The organism is Pseudomonas lalkuanensis (assembly GCF_008807375.1).
GTDB classification, from domain to species: Bacteria; Pseudomonadota; Gammaproteobacteria; order Pseudomonadales; family Pseudomonadaceae; genus Metapseudomonas; species Metapseudomonas lalkuanensis.
In genome coordinates, this window is the sequence record NZ_CP043311.1 from 5181391 (window position 1) to 5206283 (window position 24893).

The window sequence follows — 24893 nt, forward strand, 5'->3', positions numbered from 1 at the left end:
CTTATTCAACGCCCTCAGCAAGTGGAGTCACGGCTAGGTCATAGCGACGATCAACTTCCGTCAGCATCTTTTGTCTTCGGTCCGCTACAAAGGCTGCTGGGTCGCCCCAAAGCTCATCATCTGGTTGAGGAATGAAGTCATAGGCGCCCCAATACTTACGTCCTTCGTCGCTGTTGAAAAACTCGCGCGGATGACGCTTACGCTTGTAATTGTTCACCTCAGCGGGCACAGGCTGGAAGTTCCAGATGACGTCGATTAGGTCCTGATACTCCTCGTCCCCTCCAGCCAAGGGGAAGATGTGATCAATCTGCGGCTTATCTTCATGGAACACATAGCTGCGATTCGGCCACACCACCTTGGCCACAAACCAGGGCTGTCCCAGGAGTTGGTACTCATGCAGCTCACCCGTACGGTTCTTCTGAATGGCAATTTTCCGGATAGCTTCCAGGGGAAAATCGTAGTTTCCCTTACCGGCCGAAATGGCTTCGCGGGCAAAAGCGTTAACCATCGTCTGAGTATTCCAATCGCATAGCTGCGATAGAATGAAGTATTGATGCAGCAGGCGAACCGAAGACTCGTCCCATGCGCGAACGCGCCACTCATTACCAGCCACCTTGAGCGCTGCAAAATAGGCCGCCATGGGCAGGACAGCAGCCCGCCGTGGAACGATGCTGGCATGATTAATTTGGAAAAGCCCGCGCAGATAGTCAGCAAATACAGCAACCAGCGCGTCACCATAGGTATCAATAGCAGCGTCGAATTCAGCAATCTCAGCCTTACTGAGGCGTTGCTCATCAATACGAATGGTCTTCTTGATCATAAGATGAAAGAACTGCAAAACCTCCTTGTACGAGAAGCTAATACCGCTCTTGGCCTTAATCCTTGCAGACAATGCCCAGAGCCGCTCCTCATAGTCTGAATACACCGCCTTGATCTTACCCAGCAATAGTTCAAGTTGTGTCAGCGAAATACCACCTGTATTGAGGCGTCGAAATACCTCATTTACCTGATCAGGTGTAGCGGCTTTTACAGGAAAGTAAGCAATTGATTTATGACCGGCCTCGACAAAAACACTCCACAAATCGTTGATATTCTTACGCACGAGCAGCTGCGTTGCCGTGTCACTGCCAGCCACAAGCAACGCGTCTTGCTCCGCCATAACCCTCTCCTCAATAGAATCGGGTCGGCAGCATAGCCAGTTCATATCCAGGTAACGAGGATGTGGCGAAATACCTGAATCCCGGAATAAGAAGCCCGTCTCGTCAGGCTCTGCCTTCTTGGCATCGAACAGAAGATCAAAATGCAGAATTCGACCATTGAAGCGATGGCGGAGTACTGAATAGAGCGTCTGCAGCCGCTGTTGGCCATCGTAAACGAGAGATTTCGGCATACCCCAGCGCCCTTCTGGAACCTGGTGGGCATAGTGATTTGGCATGTAGTCGCCAATAAACTCACGATAGGGCACTGGCTGGTTCGTTTCCCAAAGCACGATGGCTCCAATGGGGTAGCGCTTCAACAGAGAATCCAGCAGTAGGCAAACATACTCCTCCGATTCGTGTCTCGCGCCCCATACATACTGACGCTGTACCTGAGGCAAGAACCACCCATTGTTTGGCGCATTCAGCTTGTCGAGTGCCTCGCGCACAGAAATTCGTTCATATGACATGGTGTTGTACTTCTATCCCTAACAGACACCCGTTTTTAACGCTAGGCGATACTCGTGCAGCGCGAACCCCGGGAAGCTAAAAATCGCATCTTTGTGAATTCAATCTGGCAACGAAAGGGACACTGTGTCTTTGATTTGACACTTGATCAAATCACCACGCATATCCCAAAAATTTGAAGAAAATCGGCCCTGATTTACCGAGCCTCCGCTGCCATCGAACACCTCAATCACCGCATTCCACAAACTGGCCCTAGGGGACTCTTGCCCCGGGTCGAGGCACAGCAAGTGAGTCAGTTGGGTATGGCCGTCCTTCACTACTCCCTGATAGCCCACTACTAGCATCCAGTGTCCACCACCACCTTTCCACTCAACACCAACAAGAGGAATCTCTTCTATCTCGAAAGAATCACAGACCGTTTCAAAAACTTCACTCTTAGTGCCAACAACATGGAAGGCCTCTAAGCCCTTCCTCTTGTAAAAGTCTGTCAACCACAACAGGTCATTGCCATTCGTACCCTCATTGCTCCATACACCAAAAGCATATAGAGCATCGCGAAAGCGGCCTTCGCGAGTACTACCCTTCCACGTAGCCATATTTTCCAGCACGTTACTCCGCCTCATCAGCCCAAGCGCTATTAGTGCGGAAATAATGCAATAGGGGCCACAAGCGCCGTCCAATTCTCCTTGGCGAAGATGGATCTGATCGCCAGTTTTTGAAGATCTTGGCCCCTCTGGGGAAACAGTCAGCAATGGGCTGACATGCATGGTGTTCATGATCAACGTCCTTGTTTTAGCAATTTTTCATATTTGAGCTAGCCGCAAAATGCGCCCAGGCCACTCGGTAGTCAGTTTCGCGGTCGGCGAGGGTAAAGGGGGCGGTGTAGCGGATGATTCGGTTGATCGGGCCGCCGGGTTGGGTGTCGTCGAGAATGGGGCGTTCGATGACTGTGGCGTCGGCGAGCTGGGGCTTGCCGTCTTTAGGCATCACGTCGTCCCAGCCAAGGCGTTTGCTTTCGCGGCGGCCGTCGGGGTGGACCAACGTGCAGGGTTCGTCCTTTTTGCCAGGTTTGCGCGGCAAGCCGACGCCGACCAGGCCCTTGCTAACGGTGAAGACGATACGGCCATTGGCGTCGTACCAGGTGTCGCGCTCGTACTGGCGCATAACCGGGAACTGCACGCGGTAGATGGTCAGCAGCTCGTCCAACGTTAGGCCGAGGGCCTGGGCGGCGAGTACATCGATTTCCACTAGTGCCTGGCGGCGGGCGTAGTCGCTGCGAAGGGCGCAGTTGCGCTGCCATTCGGCGGTGAGTTGAGCGAAGAAGTGATGCGGAAGGCGTAGATCGGTGCTGGCCCAGCAGTCTTGTTGGAAGAAGGATTGCCAGCAATCGCTCCATAGGTCAGCGTAGTGGTTGGTTAGTGCGCTTAATCCGAGCACCCTAATGCTGAAGGAATGATTCTGCTTCAACTGTTCGGGATAGGCGTAGTCATCAAGGCTTTGATGAAGGTTCGTTCTTCCCGAAATTTTCATCATGAAGTCGAAAACCAACGAGAAAGTTAGGCCTGCTAGTGTTAGTACATTTTGAGTAGACTTTAGAACGTACGAGCGCACTCCGTTAGTGTGCGCAACACCTCGCGGAACTAGGGACGACACAAGCCCTTTTTCAGCACCAATGCTAATCATCGCTCTAGCGGCAACTCGGTAATAGTCCGTTACCGGCCTAGCTTCGCGCTCACGCTCCTCCACCCAGCTCACTCTTGGAACGTGGAGGGCATATTCGGCGGCACCGCAGGCAGGCAAGTAGTTACTGCGTGGCAGGTAGTCATCGGGCAGGGCTTCGAGGTCGAGGGAGTCGTAGTGGCCTTTTTCGGTACAGATCGCACGCGGGGTTTTACTCAGCGAGTTGCCGACAAAGAAATGTGGGCCGGAAAGCACAAACTCAGCTGGATCATCGGAAAATCCCTGCTCACTAATACTACGGCGGCGGATGATTCCGTCTCGTTGCGCATAGGTTTCGTCGAAACAAACCGTGGAGTAGTAATCGCCCTGCAAATCAGCGAGGCGATGCCGTACACGTACAAACTTGTCTAAAACGGATACAAGCTCACAACTATGTATCGCGGGCAAACGAGCCTGATTCGCAGGCGTTTCGGGTCCGTCGTAAAGCCGAGCGAAAATAGTGAGAAGAGGCGTATCAACATTGATAATGCGATTGCGGTGTCCACTGATGTCCCAGCTACCCGTATCGCTTTTGATGGCCGGTGTAACACCGCCGCCAAGACTTTCCAAGCAAGCAGCGACAGTACACGGGTGAAACAGATTTGCCAGAGACTTGAAATCAGGCGCGACCAAGCTCGCAGCATAAATATTGATACTGTACTTGGCTCGATGAGCAACCTCTGCAAATAACATTTTCTGGTTCTGGAATTGATAATGAGCCCTCAATCGAGGATAGAGCGCAGCGCGCAACTCACCTCCCTTTGGATCGTCATAAACCCCCTCAGGGTGAAGAAGCGCTTGCACGCCACTACCCACCTGCCATACCAGCGGCAGGAAGCATTTGTATAGGTTGCTCTGCTGCCCCTTGAGTAGAGGAAAGTTCTGAATAGCATTCAAGAATGCCCCCATGCCCTCAGTGGCCACGCACTCACTTAGATAATCCGACCGCGCCTGCGGCAGCGCGGCAAATACTGCGTCACGCTGATCCGCCGTCTGCGTGGCGCTGAGCTTGCGGATGGCAAAGCGCGGATCGAAGTCTGATAGCAGCGATTGCTCGTTCCATTCCACCTTGATCCACGGCGGGTTACCGAGAATCACATCGAAGCCGCCGCGCGCCTTGAACACATCGGCAAACTCCAGCGCCCAGTGCATAAAATGCTGCTGACCCACGACCTGCTGCGCCACCTGCAGTTGTGGCAAAGCCTCGACCAGCGCGGCGATATCCACATGGCCATAGCGATCGCGCTCGGGGGTAAAGTCCAGCCCCTGTTGCGGCTGGGTTTCCGGGAACAGGTCATCAACCGGCTCGTTGGCCAGACTGGCATTCCCGAGCAGTACGGTTTCCAGCACAAACCACCAGTGCTCGCGACTGGGCAGCTCGCCAGCCTTGTCCAGCGGCCAGAACCACAGGGCACACCAGGCATCCATTACCAGCTTCAAGCGGCGGTAGGGGCTGGCGTTTTTCTGCGCCTCGCTGAGCATTTCGCGCTTGTAGATTTCGTCCTTCTGTGCGGTGCTGGTGGGGGCACGGTTAGCGGCCGTGTCGGGCCAAACGTGCAGCTCATCGCAAGTGGCCTTGCGCACCCTTGAGAGCTCCTCGGCATGTTGTTGCCAGAGCTTTTCTGCAGCTTGGCTCAAGGCCTGGACGCGACGGACTTCATCCTTGGTCAGTGGCGCGGTAAAGGACCTTCGCCATTGCCTGAACTGCTCGAAGGCAGCGGGCTCCAGCGCCCTGACCACTTTGTCGCTGACCATACCCATGCCTTCGGCGGGCAACAGGAAGTGGAAGATATCGGTGCCCTTCAGCGCTTTCGTAAGCAGCAAAGCCTGCGGTGCAGCGGCGCGCCAATCACGTTCGGGCAGGCCGTTTTCGCCTCTGCCAGGGGTGAGCTGGGCGGTGCTGAACACCTCGCGGCGGGCGCCGACCAAGGAGTTGCCGTTGTACAACTGCAGGCCAAACCAGGGCACATGGCTGCCCTTGAAGATAGCGTTCAGCCAGAGCGAGACCTCGGCCAGCTCCACGGCGATAGGGTTCAAGTCCACACCGAAGACATTGCTGTCAGCGATGTACATCTTCACCCGCTGCTTTTCTTCGGTGTACTGCTCGTGGGGGATGCTCTGGCCCAGCTCCTTCTGCTTGGCCTGCAGGTAGGCTTCGGCCAGTTGGTTTACCGCTTCGTTCAAGAACGCCGCGCTGCCCATGGCGGGTTCGCAGATGGTGAGCTGAAGAATCTCGTCCGCCGTTTTGCCGGGGAGGATTTCCTTCAGCGCGTGCTCCACCAGGCACTGGGTTAGCACCTCCGGGGTGTAGTAGGAGGCGGACTTTTCCCGAGCGCGACCGGCCAAACGATAGATAAAGGTGCCCTTGGGGTATTTGCGCGGATTGCCACCAAACAGGCGCTCGGCATCGGTGTACTGGCCGATGGCGCTGGACGGGACGAAGTAGGCGGCCTCCAGCGGGTCGAGTTCGGCGTCCTTTTTCTTGTCCTGGTCGCTGACAGTGTCGAGTTCGGCGTCCTCTGCCTCGGCATCACCGTCTTCACCCTCCTCACCTGTGCTGACCTTTTTGCCTTTGGGGTCGGGGCGCACTTCGTACAGATCTTCCTCGGCAAAGAAGCCACGGAAAGACAGCAGCGACTCATACACCGCGCCAAGCTGGTTGATACCCAGGGTGCCGTAGCTGATACGCCCACGGCGGCGCTTGCCACCACCACGGGACAGCGACATCAGCTCGATCACCTGCTGCAACACACGGTTACGCAGCTTGACGCTGCCCAGCAGCGGAGTGCGATCGGGGTCGAACAGATGGCCTTGTAGCGGGGCGATGGTAAAACCGGCGTCAAGCAAGAGGTTGTGCCCCGCGGTGAAGTCCATCTGTCCGCTGCTATTGTCGCGGCGCGGGAAGCCTTGCCAAATCAGGCCGAACAGCTGCTTGAGGCTTTCATGGAAGTAGGTGCCTTCCTGCGCCTCGCTGGTGGTCAGCGGGGTTTGCTCCAGCTCGCGCAGGTGCTCGACGCTATAGCCCTTGAGATAGGCCTCGGCGTCGATGGGGGCATAGCCCAACTCAGGACGCGCCTCGATGTAGAAGAGGAACAGCAGGCGGTACATGTAGCGCAGGCTTTCGCGGCTGAGCTGCTCTGCCAGATCGGTGTCGTTGCGCTCGTAGACCTTCTCCTTGGCCACGGTGCGCTTGTACCAGATGGCCTCGTTGGCGATCAGCTCGATGCATTCGCGCAGGGCGTACTTGAGGTCGGTGGAAACCTCGAAGGCATGCTTATGGGAGTTATCGTCCAGGCTGTCGAGCAGGGCAACGCCACCTTCGGCAGGCAATACCGACTGGCTGCCGGCCAGTGCCGCCAGGGCGCGCAACAGCTTGTCGTCGCGCGGGCCGAACAGGTCGGGCAGTTTGAAGCTGAGCAGCGCCTTGCGCCCCCACTTGCTGCGTTCGATCAGCAACCACTCTTCATGGTGCACTAGCAGCACCCAACGCGGCGGGTGGTCGTCGGCGAACAGGCGGCGGCTGAGGGTTTCTTCCCAATCGCTGTCGGCCTGGCGGCTTTTGCTCTGGCTGTCGGGCGTCTGCGGTTTGAGCTGCAGCGGGCCTAGATCCTCGTCATCCATCCCGGCGATGGCCGCGGCGATCACCAGTAGCGGCTGGTGCTTGGCGTCACGGTAGGTGGCCAGCACCGGCAGTTCGCCATCGGCCAAGGCGAGGTTTTCCGGGGCCAGTTGGTAGCCGATGGCTTGCAGCAACGGCTGCACCATATCGATAAACAGGCTGGCACGGTCGCTGGCTTTGCGCTCGCTGAGGAAGCGCTGGCGGGCGCGGAAGTAGCCATTGGCACCAGAGGCGGTACGCAGACGAGAAACAGGGCTATCAGCACCCTGCTCTTTCCACTGGTCGAACAGGGGCTTGAGGTCTTTTTCGAGGATCTCGTCCAGGTAGTGCTGGCTGTAAAACTCGTTGGCGTTGGTCAGGCCGGCAATGGCAAAACTCATGGGTATTCCTTCCTTACGCCATCAGGGCGGCGACGACGGTGAACTGGGCGCGATCGTCCAGTTGCAGGGTGTCGCGTATCCATTGCTGGTAGTTGTTGAACAGCTCGGCGGTGTCGCTTTCCTTTTGTTTGCGCTTGGCCGCATTGACCTGTTCGATGCCCTTGGCGAAATCCAGCTCCAGTTGGGCGGTGTGTTTGTCCTGCAGGGCTTTCAGCTTGCTAAGCTCGCGGTCCAGCCGTGATCTGCAATCAACGTCGAAGGCCTGCTTGATCGGCTTAAGGTGCTGCTGGGCGGCCTGAATCACGCCTGGCAGCGCCGCTTGCAGAGCGCGGGCTTCCGGTGCGTTGCCATCGTTGGCGCGGATATTGGCGCCGCTGCCGAGGTTGCCGGCCAGGCCGGTGCGCTGCAGCGCATCCTCCAGGCTGAGCACACCCTGAACTTGCCCGGAGGCATTGAGCTGAACGCCCATCCACTCAGCCAGCACAGCCTGGCCACGGCGGTTGGGCACCTGGGCCAGCACCAGCACGATGGCCTCGCCGACATTCAGCCCCTGAGCCACACGCAGAAGCGGTGCGCGCTGACGACCGAACAGGGCCATCAGCTTGTAGTCGAGCCACTGGGCAATGGGGTGCAGCGCCCAGAGGTAATGCAGTTGCGGCCAAGCATTGGTGTCGCGGGCCTGGCGAATGGCGCCCTCGACAACGGTTTTGTCGGCACTCAGGGCGAAGGTGTTGTCCTCCGGCCACATCTCGCTGGCCAGGTCGCGCTTGAGCAGCTGCGCCAGATCACGACTGGGCTGGAAGCTCAGGGTCTTGCGCGCGTCGTCGTATTTGACCGGCGGATAGTCACGCGGTGATTGCTCGGCCAACAGCCGCAGGGCATCACGCAGATACTGGTAGCTGTTGCCGAACAGACTGGTGAGTTCCTGCGTCGGCGCGCTGGCAGTCTGCACACTCTGCGCGGCGGCACTTTCCGCCTGAGTGGCACTGGCCCACAGCGCCTCGAAAGGATCAATATCATCGCCTGCCAGCAGCGCCTCGAAGGCTTCCAGGGTGGCATTGCCCTCGATGGCCTTGGCCACTTCGAGTTCTTCCAGTTCCTCGTCGTACAGCCCCATGAAGGCCGAGGGGTCGCCGATGTTCTTGGCGGCCTGTTCGTCCTTGTCGATGAGAATTTCCAAGTAACGCAGGTCACCACGAATGCGCTCGTGGCGTGGTTTGGTGAGCAGGTAGGCGATCTTGGGCGCACGGGTCTGGCCATAGCGGTCGACGCGGCCATTGCGCTGTTGGAACACCATCAGCGACCAGGAGATATCGAAGTGAATCAGGCGGTGCGCCTGATAGTGCAGGTTGAGACCTTCGGAGGCGACATCCGAGGCTATCAGCAGGCGCAGCGGAGAGTGGGTCTTGCCGAAGTCCTCGACGGTCTGCTGGATCTCCTGATCCGGCAACTGGCCATGCAGGATTGCGACCGTTTCGTTCTTCAACCCCAGGGCCTTGGGCAGTTCCTGTTGAAGGAACTTGAGGGTCTCTACCCGCTCGGTAAAGATCACCAGGCGGTCACTGGGTTCGCGGCTATCCCAGCGCCAGTGCTGGCCGCTGCGCAATTGCTCGATCAGGTGCTGGAACTTGCTGAACTGCTGCGGACCGATGGCCTGCACCAGCCCTTGCAGGTCGCGCAGCCCTTCGAGGTCTGGATGCTGCGGGTCTTTATTCTCTAGTTTGCGGATACGCTCCCTGAGTGTCTGCAGGCATGCCGCCGGCGAGGAGAACAGGGCCTTTTCCAGTACGGTGCGGAACAGCATGGCACCGTCGCGAGCGCCCGAGCCTTCACTATTCAGCTTGAGTTCGGCCAGGGCATCGAAGGCCAGGTTCTCCGCCGGGCTGCCTTCGGCGGCCAGACGGAAGACTTCGCGCTCGGGGAAGTCCTGCATCATCTGTTCGCGCACGTCTTTCTTGAAACGGCGGATGAACAGGTGCTCGACGTCATCACGTGTGTAGTCCGCACCAGACGGCAGCACCGTGGGATCAAGCATGCGCATCAAGCTGGCAAAGCTGTCCTTCTTGCCGTTGTGCGGAGTAGCGGTGAGCAAGATCAGGGCATCGGAGCGCTGCGAGAGCAATTCGGCCAGTCGGTTGCTCTGGGTGCGGTTGCCCTTGTAGGAGACGTTGTGGGCCTCGTCGATGATGATCAGATCCCACCAGGCCTTTTCCAGGTAGTGGCGGTACTCGCTGTCACGCTTGAGGGTATCGACCGAGATGATGGTCCGGTCGTAGTAGTTGAACGGGTTGTGATTGGCTGGAATGTCGCGGCGGATGCGCTGAATGCCAGCCGAATCCAGGCGGGTAAGCGGGATGGTAAAGCGATTCCAGAACTCCTGCTGGAACTGGCGCATCATGCTCTTGGTGGTAACCACCAAAATGCGTCGGGCCTTGCCGCGGCGCATCAGCTCGGCTGTGAGGATGCCGGCTTCGAGGGTTTTACCCAAACCAACGGTATCGGCAATCAACAGGCGCGGGCGCAGTTGCTCCAACACCCGCTGTGCCGGTTGCAGCTGAAATGGCAGCGCATCCATCACCGCATGCTGGCCGATCACCGCGGCACCGTTTTGCAATGCCGACTGGCGCAGCCGCGCTTCGATAAACAGGCGAGAGGCAGTAAAGGTGGGCGAATCGTCGTAGATCAGCTCGGTCTTGGCCGGGTCGATCAGAGTGATGTCTTCCAGCTCGGTAAGGAACAGCGCATGACGGTTGCGCACAGTTTCCGACACACCGATACAGGAGAGCTGCCAGCCGCCGAGGTTGCACTGGTCGGCGTTCTGGATGATCCACTCTTCATCGCGGATCAGCGCACGGGCGCCGGGGGCTGGGGCTTGGGTCAATTGCATGCTGCACCCTTGTCTGATTTCGTTAATCGACGACTATGGCTAAGGCTGCCGCCAGGTCATGCCTGGCCGACAAACCAAAATTGGTGGAGAAAGAGAAAGCGCTGCCTGCTCATTGCTCATCCTTGATAGCCTTTTAGTGGCCCACTGCGGAGGTCGTCACGTTAGCTACGCGCTCCCGCTCGGTAAAGCAGGGTATCGCGAAATTTTCCTTTTCCAGCAGACACTTTCAGCTACTCACCAGATCGGAGCGAGCTGCACTCCGGCCTTCCTTGGCCTAGCCCCCCTTTCCTACCCGACTCCTTTCAAGCACAACGGCAAGATATGTCGCCCGATTGGACACGCCAATATTGGGCGTCCATACAGGTCAACTTACGGCGCAGGTCTATAGAGCGGGGCAGGCGATAGGGGCCGCGGTGAGCTGAGCGCGGCTGCTCGTATGTAAACTTTCAGTACAGGCTAACTCACCCCATCACCATGTCGGACGCGGACTCACCGACCTGCTCCTCCCTCGGAGCCAATGCAACTGACCAATGCCCTCCCGGCTCCTGTATCGACACGAGCAGGTCGTAGGTTTTGATCATGTCGAGCAAGCCGGAGTGGCCGTACGTCTTGGGTGAAAACGCAGGGTCCGTGCGCTTGAGGTATTGCCCCAATGCCCCCAGTGCCACCTTTCCTTCACTGGTGTCGCTGGCAAGTAACGATACTGCCTCGACTACGAAACGAGGTCTGCGCTTCACTGGTGACTTCGGCGGGTCCTGTCTTACCGGTTCGGGCTTCACGCAGGCCTCTGACCTGGTGACAGTTCTTCCCGCTGCAACAGTGGCGGAGTCCGCCGCCTCTGGGCGAATCCACTCGAAAAACTGATCGCTGGCGTTGCGCAAAGCATCAGGCGTCTTGGGCTCACCAACAATACAGACCGTTGCGCCACGCTCGCGTAGCTTCCGACAAAGGTAGGCAAAGTCGGAGTCGCTCGTGACAAGGCAGAAGGTGTCCGCCCGCCGATCGAATAGCGCCTCCAATGCATCAAGCGCTAGCGCGATATCGGCGGTGTTCTTACCGGCGGCGTATTGGTACTGCAGGCAAGGTGTAAACGCCTGACGCACGAGTGCGTCCTGCCAGCGACTTCCCAGCGTTGCGGGGTTGCCGTAGCCGCGACGGAGAACAACGCGACCAAACTGCGCTACTACTCGTAGTGCATGTTCGAGAATCTCAGGGGAAACATTATCGCAGTCGACCAACACGGCAACGCGAGTGTCGCTAATGGATTGGTGCTGGCTCATCCTTGCATCCTTGAACACTTCACGGCCAAAGCAGGGGCCGAGTGCACTGACTTGTGGATTTAGATCATGTCGAGATTTGGAAACGCCGGTTAGGAGCAGCGAAGAAACGGCTCATTCAATAGGTTTGCTCCATGCGACGGAGTTCCGTGAACCCTTGATGCGCAATCGATTACCCCTTCTGCTCGATCAACTCCGTCGCCAAGGCAATTACTCGCACGCGCTCCAAGGCCAGCGATGTCGGAAGCTTTCCGGCATTGACCAAGTCCACCATTCGCCTCGCTGCGTCTTGCTCCAGTACACCTGCGGCCAAGGTTAGGGCTATCAGTTGGCTCAGCTCGACTTTCTCATCTAGCGGCGCACGTGCGGTCTCCAGATCCATGAGGCGTTGCGTCTGACGCTCGATGAATGCCTTGCGCAGCCGGTCCTGCTCGCTCCCGGAACGGACCAATTTTGCGATTCCGTAGCCGGCCGCGCCCATCACGGCGGCCGAGCCGATCACCCAGCCCACAGGTGTTGTGGTGACGAAGACGCCACCCAGCATTCCCGCCAGGCTCGTTGAACCGAGCAAGGTGGTAGCCCCCGCTGCACCGGCGATGGAGCCAGCAGCAGCCACACCAGCCGCTGCACCTCCGGCTGCTGCAAGATGCTCGCCCGCCAGCCCGAGCTTGTCCCGTCCACGCATTTTTTCGACAGCCTGCTTAATCGCTACCTCGTCCGGCGCTCCACTCTCAGGTTTAGCCTCTGAGATTGCAGGTTTTCTCAGCAGCGCTTGCGCTTTCTGCCTTGCCTCGATCATCGCTTTTTGGCTGGTCATACCAGCCTCCTTCAAGCGCTCACCCACCCGCTGAATCTCTTCACTTTCCAGGGATTGCTTGGCTTTTTCGACTGCACTGGCACAACCCTCAGCAACCGAGGCCGCTGCCTTTGTTGTCAATGCCGAGGTGGTCTCCGCCGTTTTTTCTAGGAGCAACTTCGCTCTTGGCAACTCCGCCACCAGGCGCTCTTGAGCAATCTGACGCGCCTTTTTGATACGGTCGAGGTACGAATCGTTCGTCATACTCACGGCCTCAACCAACGAGGAAGTAGTCTTTGACCGACAGGAAGATCTCCTGGATCAGTTCGAAGAATTTCTTGGCCAGGTGGGCTACCGCGACATATGGGTCGGAAGGGATTCCACCTGCGTCAATGGTGGCGCCAACCGCTGCCCCATAGAGCATGGAAAGGGCGGTAGAAAGCGGCGCCAGCATTGCCCCAAGGAAAGGGATACCCGCAATCAGCGCACCCACTGCAGCACCAAGCGCGATTCCGATGGTGAGATTGGGATTAGCCTTCAAGAACTCGAAAATCTTCACCACGACAATTTTGCCGATAGCCACAACCTCTCCGGCGATCGTCCTGGTCATTCCCCACACGCCTTCGAGACGGGTCATTATCTCAGGCGGGATTCCGCGGTTAAGCCCGATCACCAGCACATCGTCCAATTGTTCTCGACTGACTTCTGCATTCAGCAGCGTCAGCTCAAACATGCCCCGCTCCTTGGTCAGTTCCGCCATCGTCTGTTCCTATTTATTTTTTGTGTATGAGGCCAGTCAAAGCCCCATGGAATGAATCATCTCGCTTTCGCTGACCGCTTCAGGTGTCACCACAGCATCCTTGAGCATCAACTTGCCCCGTAACAGGCGATCAAGGTGCACATCAAACGAATCGAACTGCGGGTGCGTCACTGCGGGCAGGTGAATGAATACATCCTTCTGCTGCCCAATCCGATAGACCCGGTCAGAAGCCTGCGCCTCTTTTGCCGGATTCCAATGGCGCTCCAGATGCACCACATGGTTGGCGCCCACAACCGTCAGGCCGACTCCAGCAGCCACGGGCGACATGATCAACAGATTGAAGCCTGGTTGTGCCTCGAAAGCCGCAATCAGCTTTTTACGGGTCATATCTTCGGCCTTGGTGGCCACAGCCTTGGTGTCACCGTTGATGATGGCCACATCCAAGCCATAGATCTGATCGAGCCACAGTTTCAAAACCCGCTGCAAACGCTTGGTCATCATGAACAGGATGACCTTCTCACCCTTGCCACGAATTTCATCCAACTGACTCAGCATCACAGCCAGCTTTCCCGACTCCATCATCAACTGACGGGCATGCTGAGCATCTCTGCTATAGAGCGATGCCTCATCATCGAGACGGGGGTGTAGAGAGATCGAGCGCAATTGCGTCAAAGCCGCCAAAGCAGTTCCGCGCATGTCTTCGGCACTGGCTCGACGGGCACGATAGTTGTTGAGTACCTCGTCGTAGGTCTGCAATTGCAGGCCCCGCATAGCGGTGCCCAGCTCTGGAGCAAAGTGCTGAAGCCCTCGATTCACCTGCTCCACGCCACTTCGGATGGTCTTGCTCGGCAAACCCTTAAGCTGATCTTCTTTCACGCGGCGCAGCATGAAAGTACCCACCGCCTTGCGGAGCTGCTCGCCCAGGCGCGAACGAACCTCATCGCGCTCATGCTCCTCAGCCACAAGAATGGGTTTGATCCAGGTATCCCGATACGTCTCCCAACTGCCCAGCAGACCTGGCTGAGCAGTATCCATCAGGCACCAGAAGTCCCCCAGACTGTTCTCCACCGGCGTACCAGTGGCCAACAATTTGAAGTCAGCCTTGAGGCCTTTGGCTGCGCGCGTCTGGAGCGCGTTGGGGTTCTTGATGTTCTGGGCTTCGTCGAAGATGACTATCCCCCAGTCAATTCGGCACAGCGAAAACTGGTAGTCGCGCAAAGTCTGGTAAGTGGTCAGAACCAGACGCCGATCCATATCGAGTCGATGGACACCCGCTTCAGGCCCGACGGTAAGCGCATAGCGGATGCTCTGCTCATCCATCATGCCGTTCTCATCGGCAAGCGAAGTCAGCTGTACCGATTCACGCTCAGCGCCTTGAACCCGAAAGCGGCCTAGATCACGCCCCGATTGCAGCACCACGACATCACGGAATGGAATGCTGTTGAAGGTCTTGCCGACTTCGTCCTCCCAGTTCTCAAGCAAACTGAGCGGTGCGACAACTAGTATCGGCTTCTGAGGTTTGTCTGCCGTGCGCTGTCCTGCTAGGTATTCGCCTACGGCGACCAGCGACATGTAGGTCTTGCCCAATCCCATGTCATCGGCCAGAAGACTCCCCTGCAGGCGATAGAGATCGCCATGATCATCCTGCAAGGCCACCCTCAGCAGCTTGAGCATCCACTCGATCCCCTCCCTCTGGTGCGGAAAGGGCTGCCTGGCATAGGCGGCCCACTCAGGTGCCTGAGGTGATGCTGCCCGGTTCGCCTTCTGCAACAAGGCCGCGTTGATCTCGTCAGCATCCTTCAGGATGACGCCGACCTTCTCCTTGGGCTCTTCGAATCCTGTTTCGTCCGGTGTACCTGGCTCGACCGCTGCCGAATGCTCCAGGTGTTTACGCACCTGGTTCAGTTGCTGTTCTACGTGTAAGGCATCCGCAATATCGATGACTTCCCCTGCGAAGCTCAGACTCGAGGCCCCCTGTTCTCTGGCGGCCTGCAACACTTCCTCAAAGCGCTGCAGCTCCTCCGGGGACTGGATCAGCTTGCTGATGATCTCTGGCGGTGCCGGTCGCTTGTCCAGGGCGAACCAGTCGTTCTTGTTGGCATCCAGGCTGCCAAAGTCCATGTGCTGCAACTTACCGATGCCTGCCACCCGCACGGAAAAGCCCACATCGAGATTGACCAGCGCAGCGTCCAGGAAAGCACTTGGCGAGGCAATGAACTCGGCCACACGCTCCGCCGGGATACGTTTGTTGCCCAGCACCTCGCGAATTCCCGCCATTCTGGCCTGATCCAACAGGACTACCCTGTTGTCGATTCGCATGACGCCACCGTCGCCATTCAGCTCCAGCTGCGCCCAGCGCTTTTCCAGTTGATCAGGCGTGGAGCCATCACCCAAGCTGGGGCAAAGCATCAGACTGCCATCAGGTAAACGCGTAGCCGTCACGCCTACTTTGTCCGGCACCACCACATCCAACCGTTCAAAATGGCTCAGATCGATTCGCATGCCGCTGCGTGCCGCAGTCTGAAGCTCAGCCATCAGTCGCAGATTAGCGGCCTCACCACGCAGCTCTGGCGCCATTGACTCATGCCGTTCCCAGGCCATCATCCCCATCAACTCGGCCGGCGTGAGCCAATAGCACTCGGTACTGGTGAGATAGAGATAAGGGCCCTTGCGGTTGAACGCCGCCACTCCCTCCGACATCTCGGCAGTGATACCTACCCGAAAGCTGCTGTTGCCAGTGCGCCCGCTGATGGAAGTCAGAAAGCGGCCAGGGAAGCGTCTGGGCAACCGCAGAATTTCGGCCTGCTCGAGATCCATACCGGCGACGTCTTCAGCACCGATATGAAAGCCATTGGCGGTCGGCTCCGCGATCCCCTGCTCAGCCAGCATGTTCAATGCGATCAGCTGGATCTTCTGCAGGGCGTTGCCCTTCCCCTCATGCAACGCCTTGAAGCTTTGCACGGGCAAGTAGAAGTTCACCCCGTTGGAGTCTGGTGTAGCCAGGAAACCATCGAGAGTACTGAGGGCTACGTCGCGCTCGCCGATGAATGACTTGAGAAAATCCAGTAGGAGCATGGGAGCGACTCACTGTTGTTGGTCGTAGACCTCAAGGTCTTTTTGTGCAGTCTTCGTCAGGTGCCATCCGAAGTTTGAATCCTGGACACACATCCCTTTGAGAGGCCCATAGAGAATCTGATTGATTTCCCGAGCCTCGACCTCCAGAACGTTTGCGGCATAGCGAACCTTATCGCCCGGGTTATCGGCAAAGTAGCGCAGGACCTTCAGAGCGGAAGGCTTGAGACTGACAATTCGCTTGATACCGTCACTAACGGTCGAAGCCTCATTCCGTGGCGACTGATTAATCGTCGCAGGCGTTGCTGTGGAGGCAGCCAAAACCTTGTCGCCAACCGGACTATCGACCGAGGCAGCTCTTTCCAATACAGGTTCAGCTGGGACAGATCGTGGTGCTCTTGAGTCCCGATCCCCACGCGCAACAGTCGAACTGGCGAAGGCAGTCTGCACAGCCCTCGGACTCACTGGGGAAGGCACCACTGTGCGCTTGGCCTTGACCACAGGAATACCGAACCTGCGCAGCTGTAACTGATAGTCCTCCCGGCTCAGCAGTTGCTCGACATCCACCTCAATGCCGTTATCAGCCAGGAAGGCGAATACTTTGTTCTGCCAGGTGTACGGCGTATGCACAAAAGCATCGTAAGGCAGCCCCGGATACAGCTTCTCGTAAGTCGCCGGAATCGTGTTGATCAGGTCGAAGTGACTGAAGTTGTTGCGCTCATAGGTGCGCAGCGACTCGCCCGGCGCCGCCAGATAAACCCAGATTTTGAAACTGTGGGAGCCCTCCACCAGGTGAAAGTCGCCGCAATCGAGGTAGATGACGGCCTTGTCGCTCATCTGTCCGTCCATGCTGGCGAAGCTGGTCTTCACCTCCGTACCGAGAATGCGCTTCACCGAATGCTTGGCCCGCGCCCCCAGCAACAGTCGGGTATTGCGGATCAGCTTCAGTTTGAACAAGCCCTCCAGGAACCGCTTGCGCGCAGGGAACATGCGCTGGAGATCGTCATTTCGAGACTCAATGCCGTACTGTTCAACCGCCTGTAGGAACAACCGCAAATCTTCCTTGGACAGCCAGCCACGCACCTTGCTGATGCGCTCCTCGCCCAGAGGCTTCCACCATTCGCGGAAGTTCTGCGCTGAGCTGGCGATGCGCGGATCGCCAGCCAGACTGAGGATGAAGTCTTGCCAGACATTGCCGGGTTCGTCCCCTGCGCGGTCGATCATGATCTCCAGTGCGGCATGGCCGATGCGCTTATCGCCCTCATAGGGAGCCTTGCTCACCGAGGGTTTGAGCAGTTCGTCGAGCACCTCATCCCATTCCCCGGGCTGCAGTTGGCGTAGCACTTCGAGATAGAAGTGAGCGCGACAAATATCGCCATAGCGCCCAACATCGAACCCACTCAAACCAAAGGCTTCGAAGGTCTTGGCCAGTTCACTACCCTGCTCACGCACTGTCTTCGCCAGGATCAGAGGGCCATCCAGCGTCAGTAGCCACTCCCCTTCCCGGTTCAGGGTTGCGAGCGGGTCGGTGCCGAGTGCCTGGCGTCGCGCCGGCAAACGCTGGAGCTGGTCCAACAGATGCAGTTCCAGTCGACCACGTAAGCTGCTCTCCAGCTGTTTGTCGCGCTCGTCCAGGCGATCGAAATGGCGGAAGTACAGTTGAATCAGCTGGATCATCGTCAGTCGGCTAAGGCGCGGCTGCTGGTGCTCGATCAGCGCATCGAGCATTCGCGCATTGAACAGCCGGGAGCCGATAACCTCGTCATGCAACCACAGCCAAGTCAGCGCCCTCGCGCCAAGCCGGCGCCCAAGCAACTCCTTGAGCCCGTCGAAACGCCCGCTGCTGGCCATGTCACGAAATCGCGCGAGCATTCGTTCGAACGCATCACTACCACCCACCTTGGCCTTCATGCGGTTGGCCTTTTCCACCAGTCGCACCCAACCCTCGATGACCGCAGGCGACCAATCACCAGGGCGGTTATCGATTGGCGGCAGATTCATTGGCCGGAGTTCCCAAGCAAGGTCTTAACCGCCTCATAGTCAGCGCTCTGTGGCCGACGGATAGTGAATCGGATGTCGATGCGACGATTCAGCCGATAGTCTTCTTCACCATCCTGCTGTTTGCTCACGGGGCGAGTCTCGGCATAGCCGCTGACCGAGAACAGCGGTTCGCCATCCTGGTTACTCAATCTGTTTAGGCGCTCTGCCTCGGGCATCTCATTGCTCCAGAACTGCCAGAGCGAGATTGCGCGAAATGTCGAAAGCCCCCAGTTGCCCTTCCCCATAAAGCCAGGAAACGGACGGTTGTCCGTATGGCCTTCGATAAAGATGGTATCGAGGTAGTTGACTCGGTCGTCCTGGCTGATCACCTGGTTGATGACCTCACCGATCTCCAGTGCTGTCTGCTGGTAACGCGGCTGGATCTCGAAAGCGCCGGTATCAAAACCAAGTAACTCGTTTGGAATGCGCAGCACCGTATGATTTTCGCTGACCTCCACCTTGATGCCACGCTGCCGCAGCTTCTCGACTGCCTCATCGAGAATCTGTTGCCGTACCGTTTCTGCCTTTTTCAGTTGCTCAACCTGCTGATCGAAGTCCGCGCTCTTCTCCATCAACTGAAGAATCAGGACAACCGAAGCGAGGATAAAGAGCACCAGCAGCGCCGACATGATGTCCACGAAGGACTTCCAATACGGATCCTCATCCTCCATCGGAGCGTCATGGGATTTACGCCAGCGCATCAGCGGGCCTCCAGTTCATCGACCACATTGCTGATTGCCTGCACTGCCGCATGCATCTGGTTGGCAAAGCTCATGGTCTCTTTGTTCCACTGGTCCATGCGCTCATGCACTTGATCGCGTACCTCGTTGGAGTAGCTACGCAGCCACTGTTCGGCCTGCTGCTCAACACCTTGCACCTGGCTACGCAAGGCCTCGCCCAGGGCGGTGAACTCGCCACGCACGCCTGCGAGGAACTCCTGCTGGTGGCTCCTCATTTCGCCAAATCCATTGCGCGCCTCGCTGGCGGCCTGTTCGAAACGTTGCGCGCCATCCAACAGAGCACCTTGAAGTTGCGCCAAGGCAGAGGCCTGGCTGTGCAATTGGCTAGCCAGCTGAGCATTCTGCTCACCTGCGGACTCGATGCGCTGCGTCACGCTTTCCAGACGCTGACCGAGCAATTCGGCCGCCTGGCGAACATTGGTCGAGAGCAGGCCGAGTTGGTTGGCGCTGCTGTCCATATGTCGGCTGCTGGCGGCGGCCGCGTCGCTGGCTTGCTGCAGGCGGCCCATCAGTTGCTGATGCTGCTCAGCCATCTGCCGGCTCTGTTGCTGAGTCGTCTGCACAGCCGTGGCAATGCCTTCCAGAAGCACCTGCTGCTGCGCGGCCATGTTCTCCAGTTGCTCATTGAAGCGTTGCTGCCGCGACTGCTCGCGCTGCTCCGCTTGCTGACCATGACCCGTCATCTGCTCATTGAAGCTGCCCAACAACTTGCCGACCGACTCCTCCAAGGCCCTCTGCTGCGCGGCGGCAGCTTCGGCGATGGCACCGATCTGCTGCTGGCTGGCCTGCCCAAGGCTGCCGATCAATTGCTGCTGCTGGGCCAGCGCGGCGGCCTGTTGTTGCTCATGGCGCTGGGCGCGTTCTTGCTCCCGCGTTTCTGCCGCCCCCATCTGCGAATCCAGCTGGGAGTTCAGCGTCATCATCAATCGGGAGAACACTTTCTCCAGATTGCCGTGTCGTTCATTGCCGGCCTCCGCCATGGCCTGCAGCTGCTCACGGCTGGCACTGGCGAACTTCTCCAGCATCGCGGACTGGCTCGCGCCAGCCTCGGCCAGCGTGCGCTCGAACATCGCCTGGCGCTCCTCATCCCGTCTTTGCGCGGAGCTGAGTTGTGTATCCAGTTGGCCAGTCAATCCGCTCATTAGCTCGCCGAATCGCGTCTCCAGCTGCTGCTGACGCTGATCTGACGAAGCAGAAAGTCGCTCCATCTGGGCCTGAAACTCGCCGCTCTGCTGGCGGGCAGCCTCCTGTTGACGCCCCTGTTGATCACTCAGGGTATGGAACAGCTGATTGAGCCGCTCCGTCATGCCGCCCACGGCGGCATTCACATCTGCGGCGGCCTGTTGCATCAGATTGCCTTGCTCGCGCCCTGCCGAGGTCAGGCCCTGCGTGAAGTTGCTCACCAGTTGTTCCAGCACCTGGGTGGATTGCTGACCGGCGGTGCTGACAAGCGTCTGAATGGCAGGTGCCATGATATTGTTCAACGCATCGGTGAGTGCTGTCTGCATCGCCTCGTTCATGCCCACGAGACTTTCCTGCAGGCGCTCGCCGATACGTTCGTGCAACTCCTGCAGGGCCACTTTGCTCTCGCGACTGTAGTCGGCGATGTGCACCAGCGACTGCTCGGCGGGGATCAGCGGATACAGCGCATCGATCCGGTGCTGCAGATCCTGTATGCGCCCTAACGCCCAGCGCTCGGTGATCTTCTCGATCAGGTTCAGTAGCAGGCTGAATCCCACACCCCATACCGACGCCATGAAAGCAACTGCTGCACCCTGGATCATCACGGAGATGCCTGCCCGCAATTGATCGACACCCGCGCTACTCTCCAGCTTCAAATTCTGCAAGCCGATGGTCAGGCCCACGAACGTCGCCAGCACGCCCAGGCCTACCAGCAAACCAGGCAGAGAACCGAAGAAGCGGCTTCCGCTCAGGCCAGGCGCAAGCGTTCGCGCATTGAAAAAATGCTCGGCATCTAGGGTATTGAACAGATGCTTGTGATCACTGGAGCTGACCAAGCTGTCGTCGAACTCATGCCATAGCGCACCGATTAGTTTGACCTTGAGCCCGAGTGCTTTCTGCAATGTCTCTCGACGATTCAGCGCCAAGTTTTCACGGCTCTGCCCGGCGATCAGGTTGTTCAGCGCTCGCATACGCGCCTTGAAGCTCCGCCCGCTGACTATCAACGAGATTACCGAGTAGGTGAAAAGGGCTGCCATGATCAGCCAGAACACGACACCCAGGGCTTCGGTACTGCCCCCCTTCAGCAAGGAAAAGTTGGGCAACAAGTGATTCAGAAATTCCATGACGTAGGTCCGATGGGATCAGCGTAAAGGTTTAAGCCACGGCCTGCTCGACGAGCACGCTGGTCAGCTGTTGATAGAGTTGGCAGGCGCGGGGCAGGCGGTTTTTTGGCGATGGCCGGCGAGATGAATTTGCTGCAGATGTCTCGTTCCGAGAGCGACTTCTTGTCCATGTTCAAATCCTAAGCAGCATGAAAAGCCATGCCATCCCATACGGGTGATTCGGGCTACGGCTAGACAGCAGCAAGGAATGGACACGCGTCTCGGATCGCTCGGAAACGCTGATGAGGGGCCATCCCTGAGGTACTGCGGCCTGCCATGATTCGACTGCGATCACAATATCCACCAGCTTTTCATGGGTAAAGATCGGAAACCATCCAGATGGAACTTTTTGCGCGAACGGTTGTTTGCAGGTCGAAAACTCAAGCAACTAGTGACTCGCCATGTCGCCAATCAACTCGCCTGTAATGGCGGCTCCCTGGCTTGTTGGCGCAAAACACTGCTTGGCGATGCCCCACCGTGATGACCTGGTCGTCCTTTACTACCACGTAGCTGTTTCGGGCCTTCTCAGCCAATTGCCGCTCGGTGGCCGTCAGACCGAGCAGCATCTGCCGGAAATGCGCCCGGTCGAAGTAGTACACCCGAGCACCTCGGTTCCAGGTCAGGCACCCAAAGACGATCAGCCATTCGATCTGCTGCATGCGGATGCCACGCTGACTGCAACGCTGCACGGCATGTGCGCTGAGTTCCATTGCCCTGCTCCTCTGCCGATGTCGGTCCGCGGCCGGTCAGGTTGGTCATCCGTGACCGGCGGGCTCCGTCCCTGCCCACATCCGGCGGGCACATCTGCAGGATATGTCGCGTTACTGGACACACCAATAATGGGCGTTCATACAGGTAAACTTTTCAGGCGGGCTTGGGTGGTGAAACCGGGCAAAGACACACAGCAGCAAGTCTACACCGACGCATGCGTCAACTTTTGGTTCGGGCTCAGCCGAGGCTGGCGAGCCAGGGCTCGACGATGCGTTTGCGCTGGTCGAGGTTCAACGTGGCCACGCCCCCCTTCACCAGTGCCGTCTTGTCTCCCGTGTGCGGGTTGATGACGTAGGTGCCAATGCTTGGCAACGTGTTGGGATTACCACTCCAGCCCAGATTGAATGCAGCCAGCTTGGGGAACCAGAACTGGCTGGTGTAGGGCAGATTGTCATGAATCCACCAGGCCAGCGGGGTCCAGTCGCCCTCCTGGTCATACCAGGGCAGCAACGCCGGAACCACGATACAGACGGTGGCCCCCAGGTAGCCGTCAGCATCGGGGTAATCCCAGATGTGTGAGGCGTAGTTCTTCTCGTTGGAGGCGCAGCTGTACTGGTTGTTGTTCTCGGCGCCTTTGGCATTGACTGCCGGAGCGCGATAGGCCGAACGGATAACAAGTCGACCGAAGCGGTCCTGCAACGGCTCCAGCAGTTGTTCGCAAAGCTGGCGCCCCGCTTCAATGGCCCGATCCGGATAATCCGGAATGTTGGGAATACCCTCAATCTGGCTGATTTCCGAATAGAGGAAATCGCGCATATAGAAATGGGTGGAAAGTTTCACCCGGCCTAGATCTTCCAGCGCCTTGACGGTGGTGGGTTTATTCATTGGGTTACATCCCTGTGGGCAAGTATTGGTTGTAGATGACTCGTCGCTGCCGCATACAAGTAGCCGGGAGGAAGAGCGATGCGCCCATCCCAACGGCCATCATTGTCCAGGTCCCGATCAGAGCCACCTTTGTCGTAGTCCCAACGGCGATCATTATCGACATCGCGGTCCGAACCACCCGCTCCGTAATCCCAACGTCCATCATTATCGAGATCACGGTCGCTACCGCCCTTATCATGGTCCCAGTGGCCATCGTTATCGACATCGCGATCCGAACCGCCACGACCAAAATCCCAGCGACCGTCATTGTCCAAATCGTGGTCTTCGGCCTGAGCGAATGCACAGAGTGCTAACGTCAGCAGCAGGACGAGCGCGCGCATTTCAGACTTCCTCAGGCTCCGGCTCATGTTCGAGCAGGTTGAGCTCAAGATCGGCTCTATCGACCCACTCCTCGGTAATCTCGCCCTTCACTGCCACGCCCAACTGGCGGAAATCGCTGACCTGTTTGACCAGGTTGCCTTTGCCATGCACCAGTTGGTCGCAGGCCTTCTTGTAAGCGTCCTGAGCTTTTTCCAGGCTTTTACCCACCCCATCCATGCTGCCGAGGAAGGTGCGCAGCTTGTCGTAGACCTTGGCCGCGCGCTCGGCCAGTTCCGCGGTGTGCTTGTTCTGGTCTTCGAAGCGCCACAGCTGGCGCACGATGTTCAGGCTCGTCAGCAAGGTGGTCGGCGTGGCAACCAGCACGTTCAGCTCGATGGCCTTCTGGAACAGGGTCTCATCAGCCTTGAGCGCCTCGACGAAGGCCGATTCGATCGGCACGAACATGAAGACCATCTCCGGAGCATTCAACCCAGGCAGGTCGAAGTAGTGCCGGTCAGAAAGCTCCTTGATGCGCTGGCCGACGGCCGCCACATGCTCGGCCAGGGCTACGCGTCGCTCGGTGTCATCCTCGGCGTTGATGTAACGGGTGTAGGAGTTGAGCGACACCTTGGCGTCGATGATCAGGTGCTTGCCCTGCGGCAGGTGGACGATCACGTCCGGGCGCTTGCGACCCTCTTCATCGGTGAAACTGACCTCGCGCTCGAAGTCGCTACCCTGGATCAGCCCTGAGCGCTCCAGCACGTTTTCCAGGATCAGCTCACCCCAATTGCCTTGAGCCTTCTTCTGACCCTTGAGGGCGGTCGTCAGGTCCTGGGCCTCCTGGGTAATCTGACGGTTGAGCTCTTTCAGGTGCAGCAGCTCTTGCGTCAGCGCGGCTTGCTGTTGAACGTCCTTGTGGTGGATGTCCTCAACCTTGGTGCGGAAACCTTCGATTTGCTCGCGGAAAGGTTTGAGCAGTGCATCGAGAGACTGCTGGCTGTGCTGCGAGAAGGCTTGGCCCTTGGCTTCGAAAATCTGCCCCGCCAGTTGCTCGAATTCCAGCTTGAGCTGATCGCGGCTCTCCTTGAGCAGCTGTTGCTGTTCGGCGAAATGCTGTTGCTTCTGCTCCAGGGTGCTGCTCAGGGTGGCGTGCTCCTTGGACAGGTTGGCGAACTTTTCCTGCAGCACCTCACGGCTGTTTTGTTGGCGCTCATGGGTCTGTTTGAGTTCCTCATGTTGCTGCAACAGCTGTGCATGCTGGGCCCGTGCGGCGCTGGCCTGACTCTGCGCCTCCGCAAGTTTGGTGCCGAGCTGCTTCAGCTCATCCCGAATCCCGGTCGTTTCCTCCTGGGCGTATCCGACCTGGCGTTGCAGTTGCTCCACATGCGCCTTCTCCGCCCGCGCGGCAGCGGTCAGCTCGCGCAATTCCAGCTCCTGCTGCTGGCTGATGGCGCGCTGCTGATCGAGCAGCACCTGGCAATCCTGCAGCCCAGCCTGCGCCTCTCGCCGACGCATCAACTGCCAGAACAGAGCTACGCCCAAGGCCAGCACCAAGGCAACTGCGAGTACCCACAAAGACATTCCGATATCGTTCACAGCTTCTCTCCTTCTGCTCACCTGCCGATTATGGCTGGCTTG

Annotated in this window: 16 protein-coding genes; all 16 read right to left on the reverse strand. The window is 58.1% G+C overall.

Translation table 11 applies throughout. The features are described 5' to 3' along the window. Position 1: 1 nt before the first annotated feature. The gene (locus tag FXN65_RS24010; protein WP_151137103.1) at positions 2-1666 is read right to left on the reverse strand and encodes a DUF262 domain-containing protein; all 1665 of its coding nucleotides are present in this window, start codon (positions 1664-1666) and stop codon (positions 2-4) included. 99 nt (positions 1667-1765) lie between these two features. Then, entirely contained in the window at positions 1766-2440 is a 675-nt protein-coding gene (locus FXN65_RS24015) for a hypothetical protein (RefSeq protein ID WP_151137105.1), read from the reverse strand. Between the two features lie 16 nt (positions 2441-2456). Beyond that, positions 2457-7382: an Eco57I restriction-modification methylase domain-containing protein gene (locus tag FXN65_RS24020; protein ID WP_151137107.1), complete on the reverse strand. Its 4926-nt coding sequence runs from the start codon at positions 7380-7382 to the stop codon at positions 2457-2459. A gap of 13 nt (positions 7383-7395) precedes the next feature. Beyond that, a complete protein-coding gene (locus FXN65_RS24025) occupies positions 7396-10269 on the reverse strand; it encodes a DEAD/DEAH box helicase (RefSeq protein ID WP_151137110.1) in 2874 nt (957 codons plus the stop codon). Positions 10270-10730: 461 nt separating this feature from the next. After that, positions 10731-11549 carry an NYN domain-containing protein gene (locus FXN65_RS24030; RefSeq protein ID WP_151137112.1) on the reverse strand — a complete coding sequence of 273 codons (819 nt, stop codon included), beginning with the start codon at positions 11547-11549 and terminating at the stop codon, positions 10731-10733. 169 nt (positions 11550-11718) lie between these two features. Continuing rightward, positions 11719-12606 carry a hypothetical protein gene (locus FXN65_RS24035; protein ID WP_151137114.1) on the reverse strand — a complete coding sequence of 296 codons (888 nt, stop codon included), beginning with the start codon at positions 12604-12606 and terminating at the stop codon, positions 11719-11721. 10 nt (positions 12607-12616) lie between these two features. Further along, entirely contained in the window at positions 12617-13102 is a 486-nt protein-coding gene (locus FXN65_RS24040; RefSeq protein WP_151137116.1) for a hypothetical protein, read from the reverse strand. A 36-nt stretch (positions 13103-13138) separates the two neighbouring features. Then, complete coding sequence (locus tag FXN65_RS24045; protein ID WP_151137118.1) at positions 13139-16177, reverse strand: DEAD/DEAH box helicase; 3039 nt, start codon at positions 16175-16177, stop codon at positions 13139-13141. A 9-nt stretch (positions 16178-16186) separates the two neighbouring features. Continuing rightward, on the reverse strand, positions 16187-18175 hold the full coding sequence (locus FXN65_RS24050) for an EH signature domain-containing protein (protein WP_151137120.1): 1989 nt from the start codon (positions 18173-18175) through the stop codon (positions 16187-16189). Continuing rightward, the gene (locus tag FXN65_RS24055; RefSeq protein ID WP_151137122.1) at positions 18172-18915 is read right to left on the reverse strand and encodes an OmpA/MotB family protein; all 744 of its coding nucleotides are present in this window, start codon (positions 18913-18915) and stop codon (positions 18172-18174) included. The genes FXN65_RS24050 and FXN65_RS24055 overlap by 4 nt, the downstream gene beginning before the upstream one ends. Then, the gene (gene zorA / locus FXN65_RS24060; protein WP_151137124.1) at positions 18915-21260 is read right to left on the reverse strand and encodes an anti-phage ZorAB system protein ZorA; all 2346 of its coding nucleotides are present in this window, start codon (positions 21258-21260) and stop codon (positions 18915-18917) included. The genes FXN65_RS24055 and zorA overlap by 1 nt, the downstream gene beginning before the upstream one ends. Beyond that, the gene (locus tag FXN65_RS28100) at positions 21248-21430 is read right to left on the reverse strand and encodes a hypothetical protein (RefSeq protein WP_212632320.1); all 183 of its coding nucleotides are present in this window, start codon (positions 21428-21430) and stop codon (positions 21248-21250) included. Before FXN65_RS28100 ends, zorA begins: the two co-directional genes overlap by 13 nt. A 249-nt stretch (positions 21431-21679) precedes the next feature. Beyond that, on the reverse strand, positions 21680-22009 hold the full coding sequence (locus FXN65_RS24065) for a DUF4258 domain-containing protein (RefSeq protein ID WP_151137126.1): 330 nt from the start codon (positions 22007-22009) through the stop codon (positions 21680-21682). A 238-nt stretch (positions 22010-22247) separates the two neighbouring features. Further along, positions 22248-22895, reverse strand: coding sequence for a peptidase M15 (locus tag FXN65_RS24070; RefSeq protein WP_151137128.1), 648 nt, complete (start codon positions 22893-22895; stop codon positions 22248-22250). Next, positions 22892-23275: a hydrolase gene (locus FXN65_RS24075; protein ID WP_244620692.1), complete on the reverse strand. Its 384-nt coding sequence runs from the start codon at positions 23273-23275 to the stop codon at positions 22892-22894. The genes FXN65_RS24070 and FXN65_RS24075 overlap by 4 nt, the downstream gene beginning before the upstream one ends. A 1-nt stretch (position 23276) precedes the next feature. Beyond that, the gene (rmuC, locus tag FXN65_RS24080) at positions 23277-24851 is read right to left on the reverse strand and encodes a DNA recombination protein RmuC (RefSeq protein ID WP_244620693.1); all 1575 of its coding nucleotides are present in this window, start codon (positions 24849-24851) and stop codon (positions 23277-23279) included. Positions 24852-24893: the final 42 nt, after the last annotated feature.

What these genes read in the sequence shown, in the direction of transcription:
- FXN65_RS24075 (WP_244620692.1), bottom strand. Translation starts at nt 23,275, where the DNA reads ATGCGCGCGCTCGTCCTGCTGCTGACGTTAGCACTCTGTGCATTCGCT.
- FXN65_RS24010 (WP_151137103.1), bottom strand. Translation starts at nt 1,666, where the DNA reads ATGTCATATGAACGAATTTCTGTGCGCGAGGCACTCGACAAGCTGAAT.
- FXN65_RS24025 (WP_151137110.1), bottom strand. Translation starts at nt 10,269, where the DNA reads ATGCAATTGACCCAAGCCCCAGCCCCCGGCGCCCGTGCGCTGATCCGC.
- FXN65_RS24040 (WP_151137116.1), bottom strand. Translation starts at nt 13,102, where the DNA reads ATGGCGGAACTGACCAAGGAGCGGGGCATGTTTGAGCTGACGCTGCTG.
- FXN65_RS24035 (WP_151137114.1), bottom strand. Translation starts at nt 12,606, where the DNA reads ATGACGAACGATTCGTACCTCGACCGTATCAAAAAGGCGCGTCAGATT.
- zorA (WP_151137124.1), bottom strand. Translation starts at nt 21,260, where the DNA reads ATGGAATTTCTGAATCACTTGTTGCCCAACTTTTCCTTGCTGAAGGGG.
- FXN65_RS24020 (WP_151137107.1), bottom strand. Translation starts at nt 7,382, where the DNA reads ATGAGTTTTGCCATTGCCGGCCTGACCAACGCCAACGAGTTTTACAGC.
- FXN65_RS24055 (WP_151137122.1), bottom strand. Translation starts at nt 18,915, where the DNA reads ATGCGCTGGCGTAAATCCCATGACGCTCCGATGGAGGATGAGGATCCG.
- FXN65_RS24050 (WP_151137120.1), bottom strand. Translation starts at nt 18,175, where the DNA reads ATGAATCTGCCGCCAATCGATAACCGCCCTGGTGATTGGTCGCCTGCG.
- FXN65_RS24065 (WP_151137126.1), bottom strand. Translation starts at nt 22,009, where the DNA reads ATGGAACTCAGCGCACATGCCGTGCAGCGTTGCAGTCAGCGTGGCATC.
- FXN65_RS24045 (WP_151137118.1), bottom strand. Translation starts at nt 16,177, where the DNA reads ATGCTCCTACTGGATTTTCTCAAGTCATTCATCGGCGAGCGCGACGTA.
- FXN65_RS24030 (WP_151137112.1), bottom strand. Translation starts at nt 11,549, where the DNA reads ATGAGCCAGCACCAATCCATTAGCGACACTCGCGTTGCCGTGTTGGTC.
- FXN65_RS28100 (WP_212632320.1), bottom strand. Translation starts at nt 21,430, where the DNA reads ATGGACAAGAAGTCGCTCTCGGAACGAGACATCTGCAGCAAATTCATC.
- FXN65_RS24015 (WP_151137105.1), bottom strand. Translation starts at nt 2,440, where the DNA reads ATGAACACCATGCATGTCAGCCCATTGCTGACTGTTTCCCCAGAGGGG.
- FXN65_RS24070 (WP_151137128.1), bottom strand. Translation starts at nt 22,895, where the DNA reads ATGAATAAACCCACCACCGTCAAGGCGCTGGAAGATCTAGGCCGGGTG.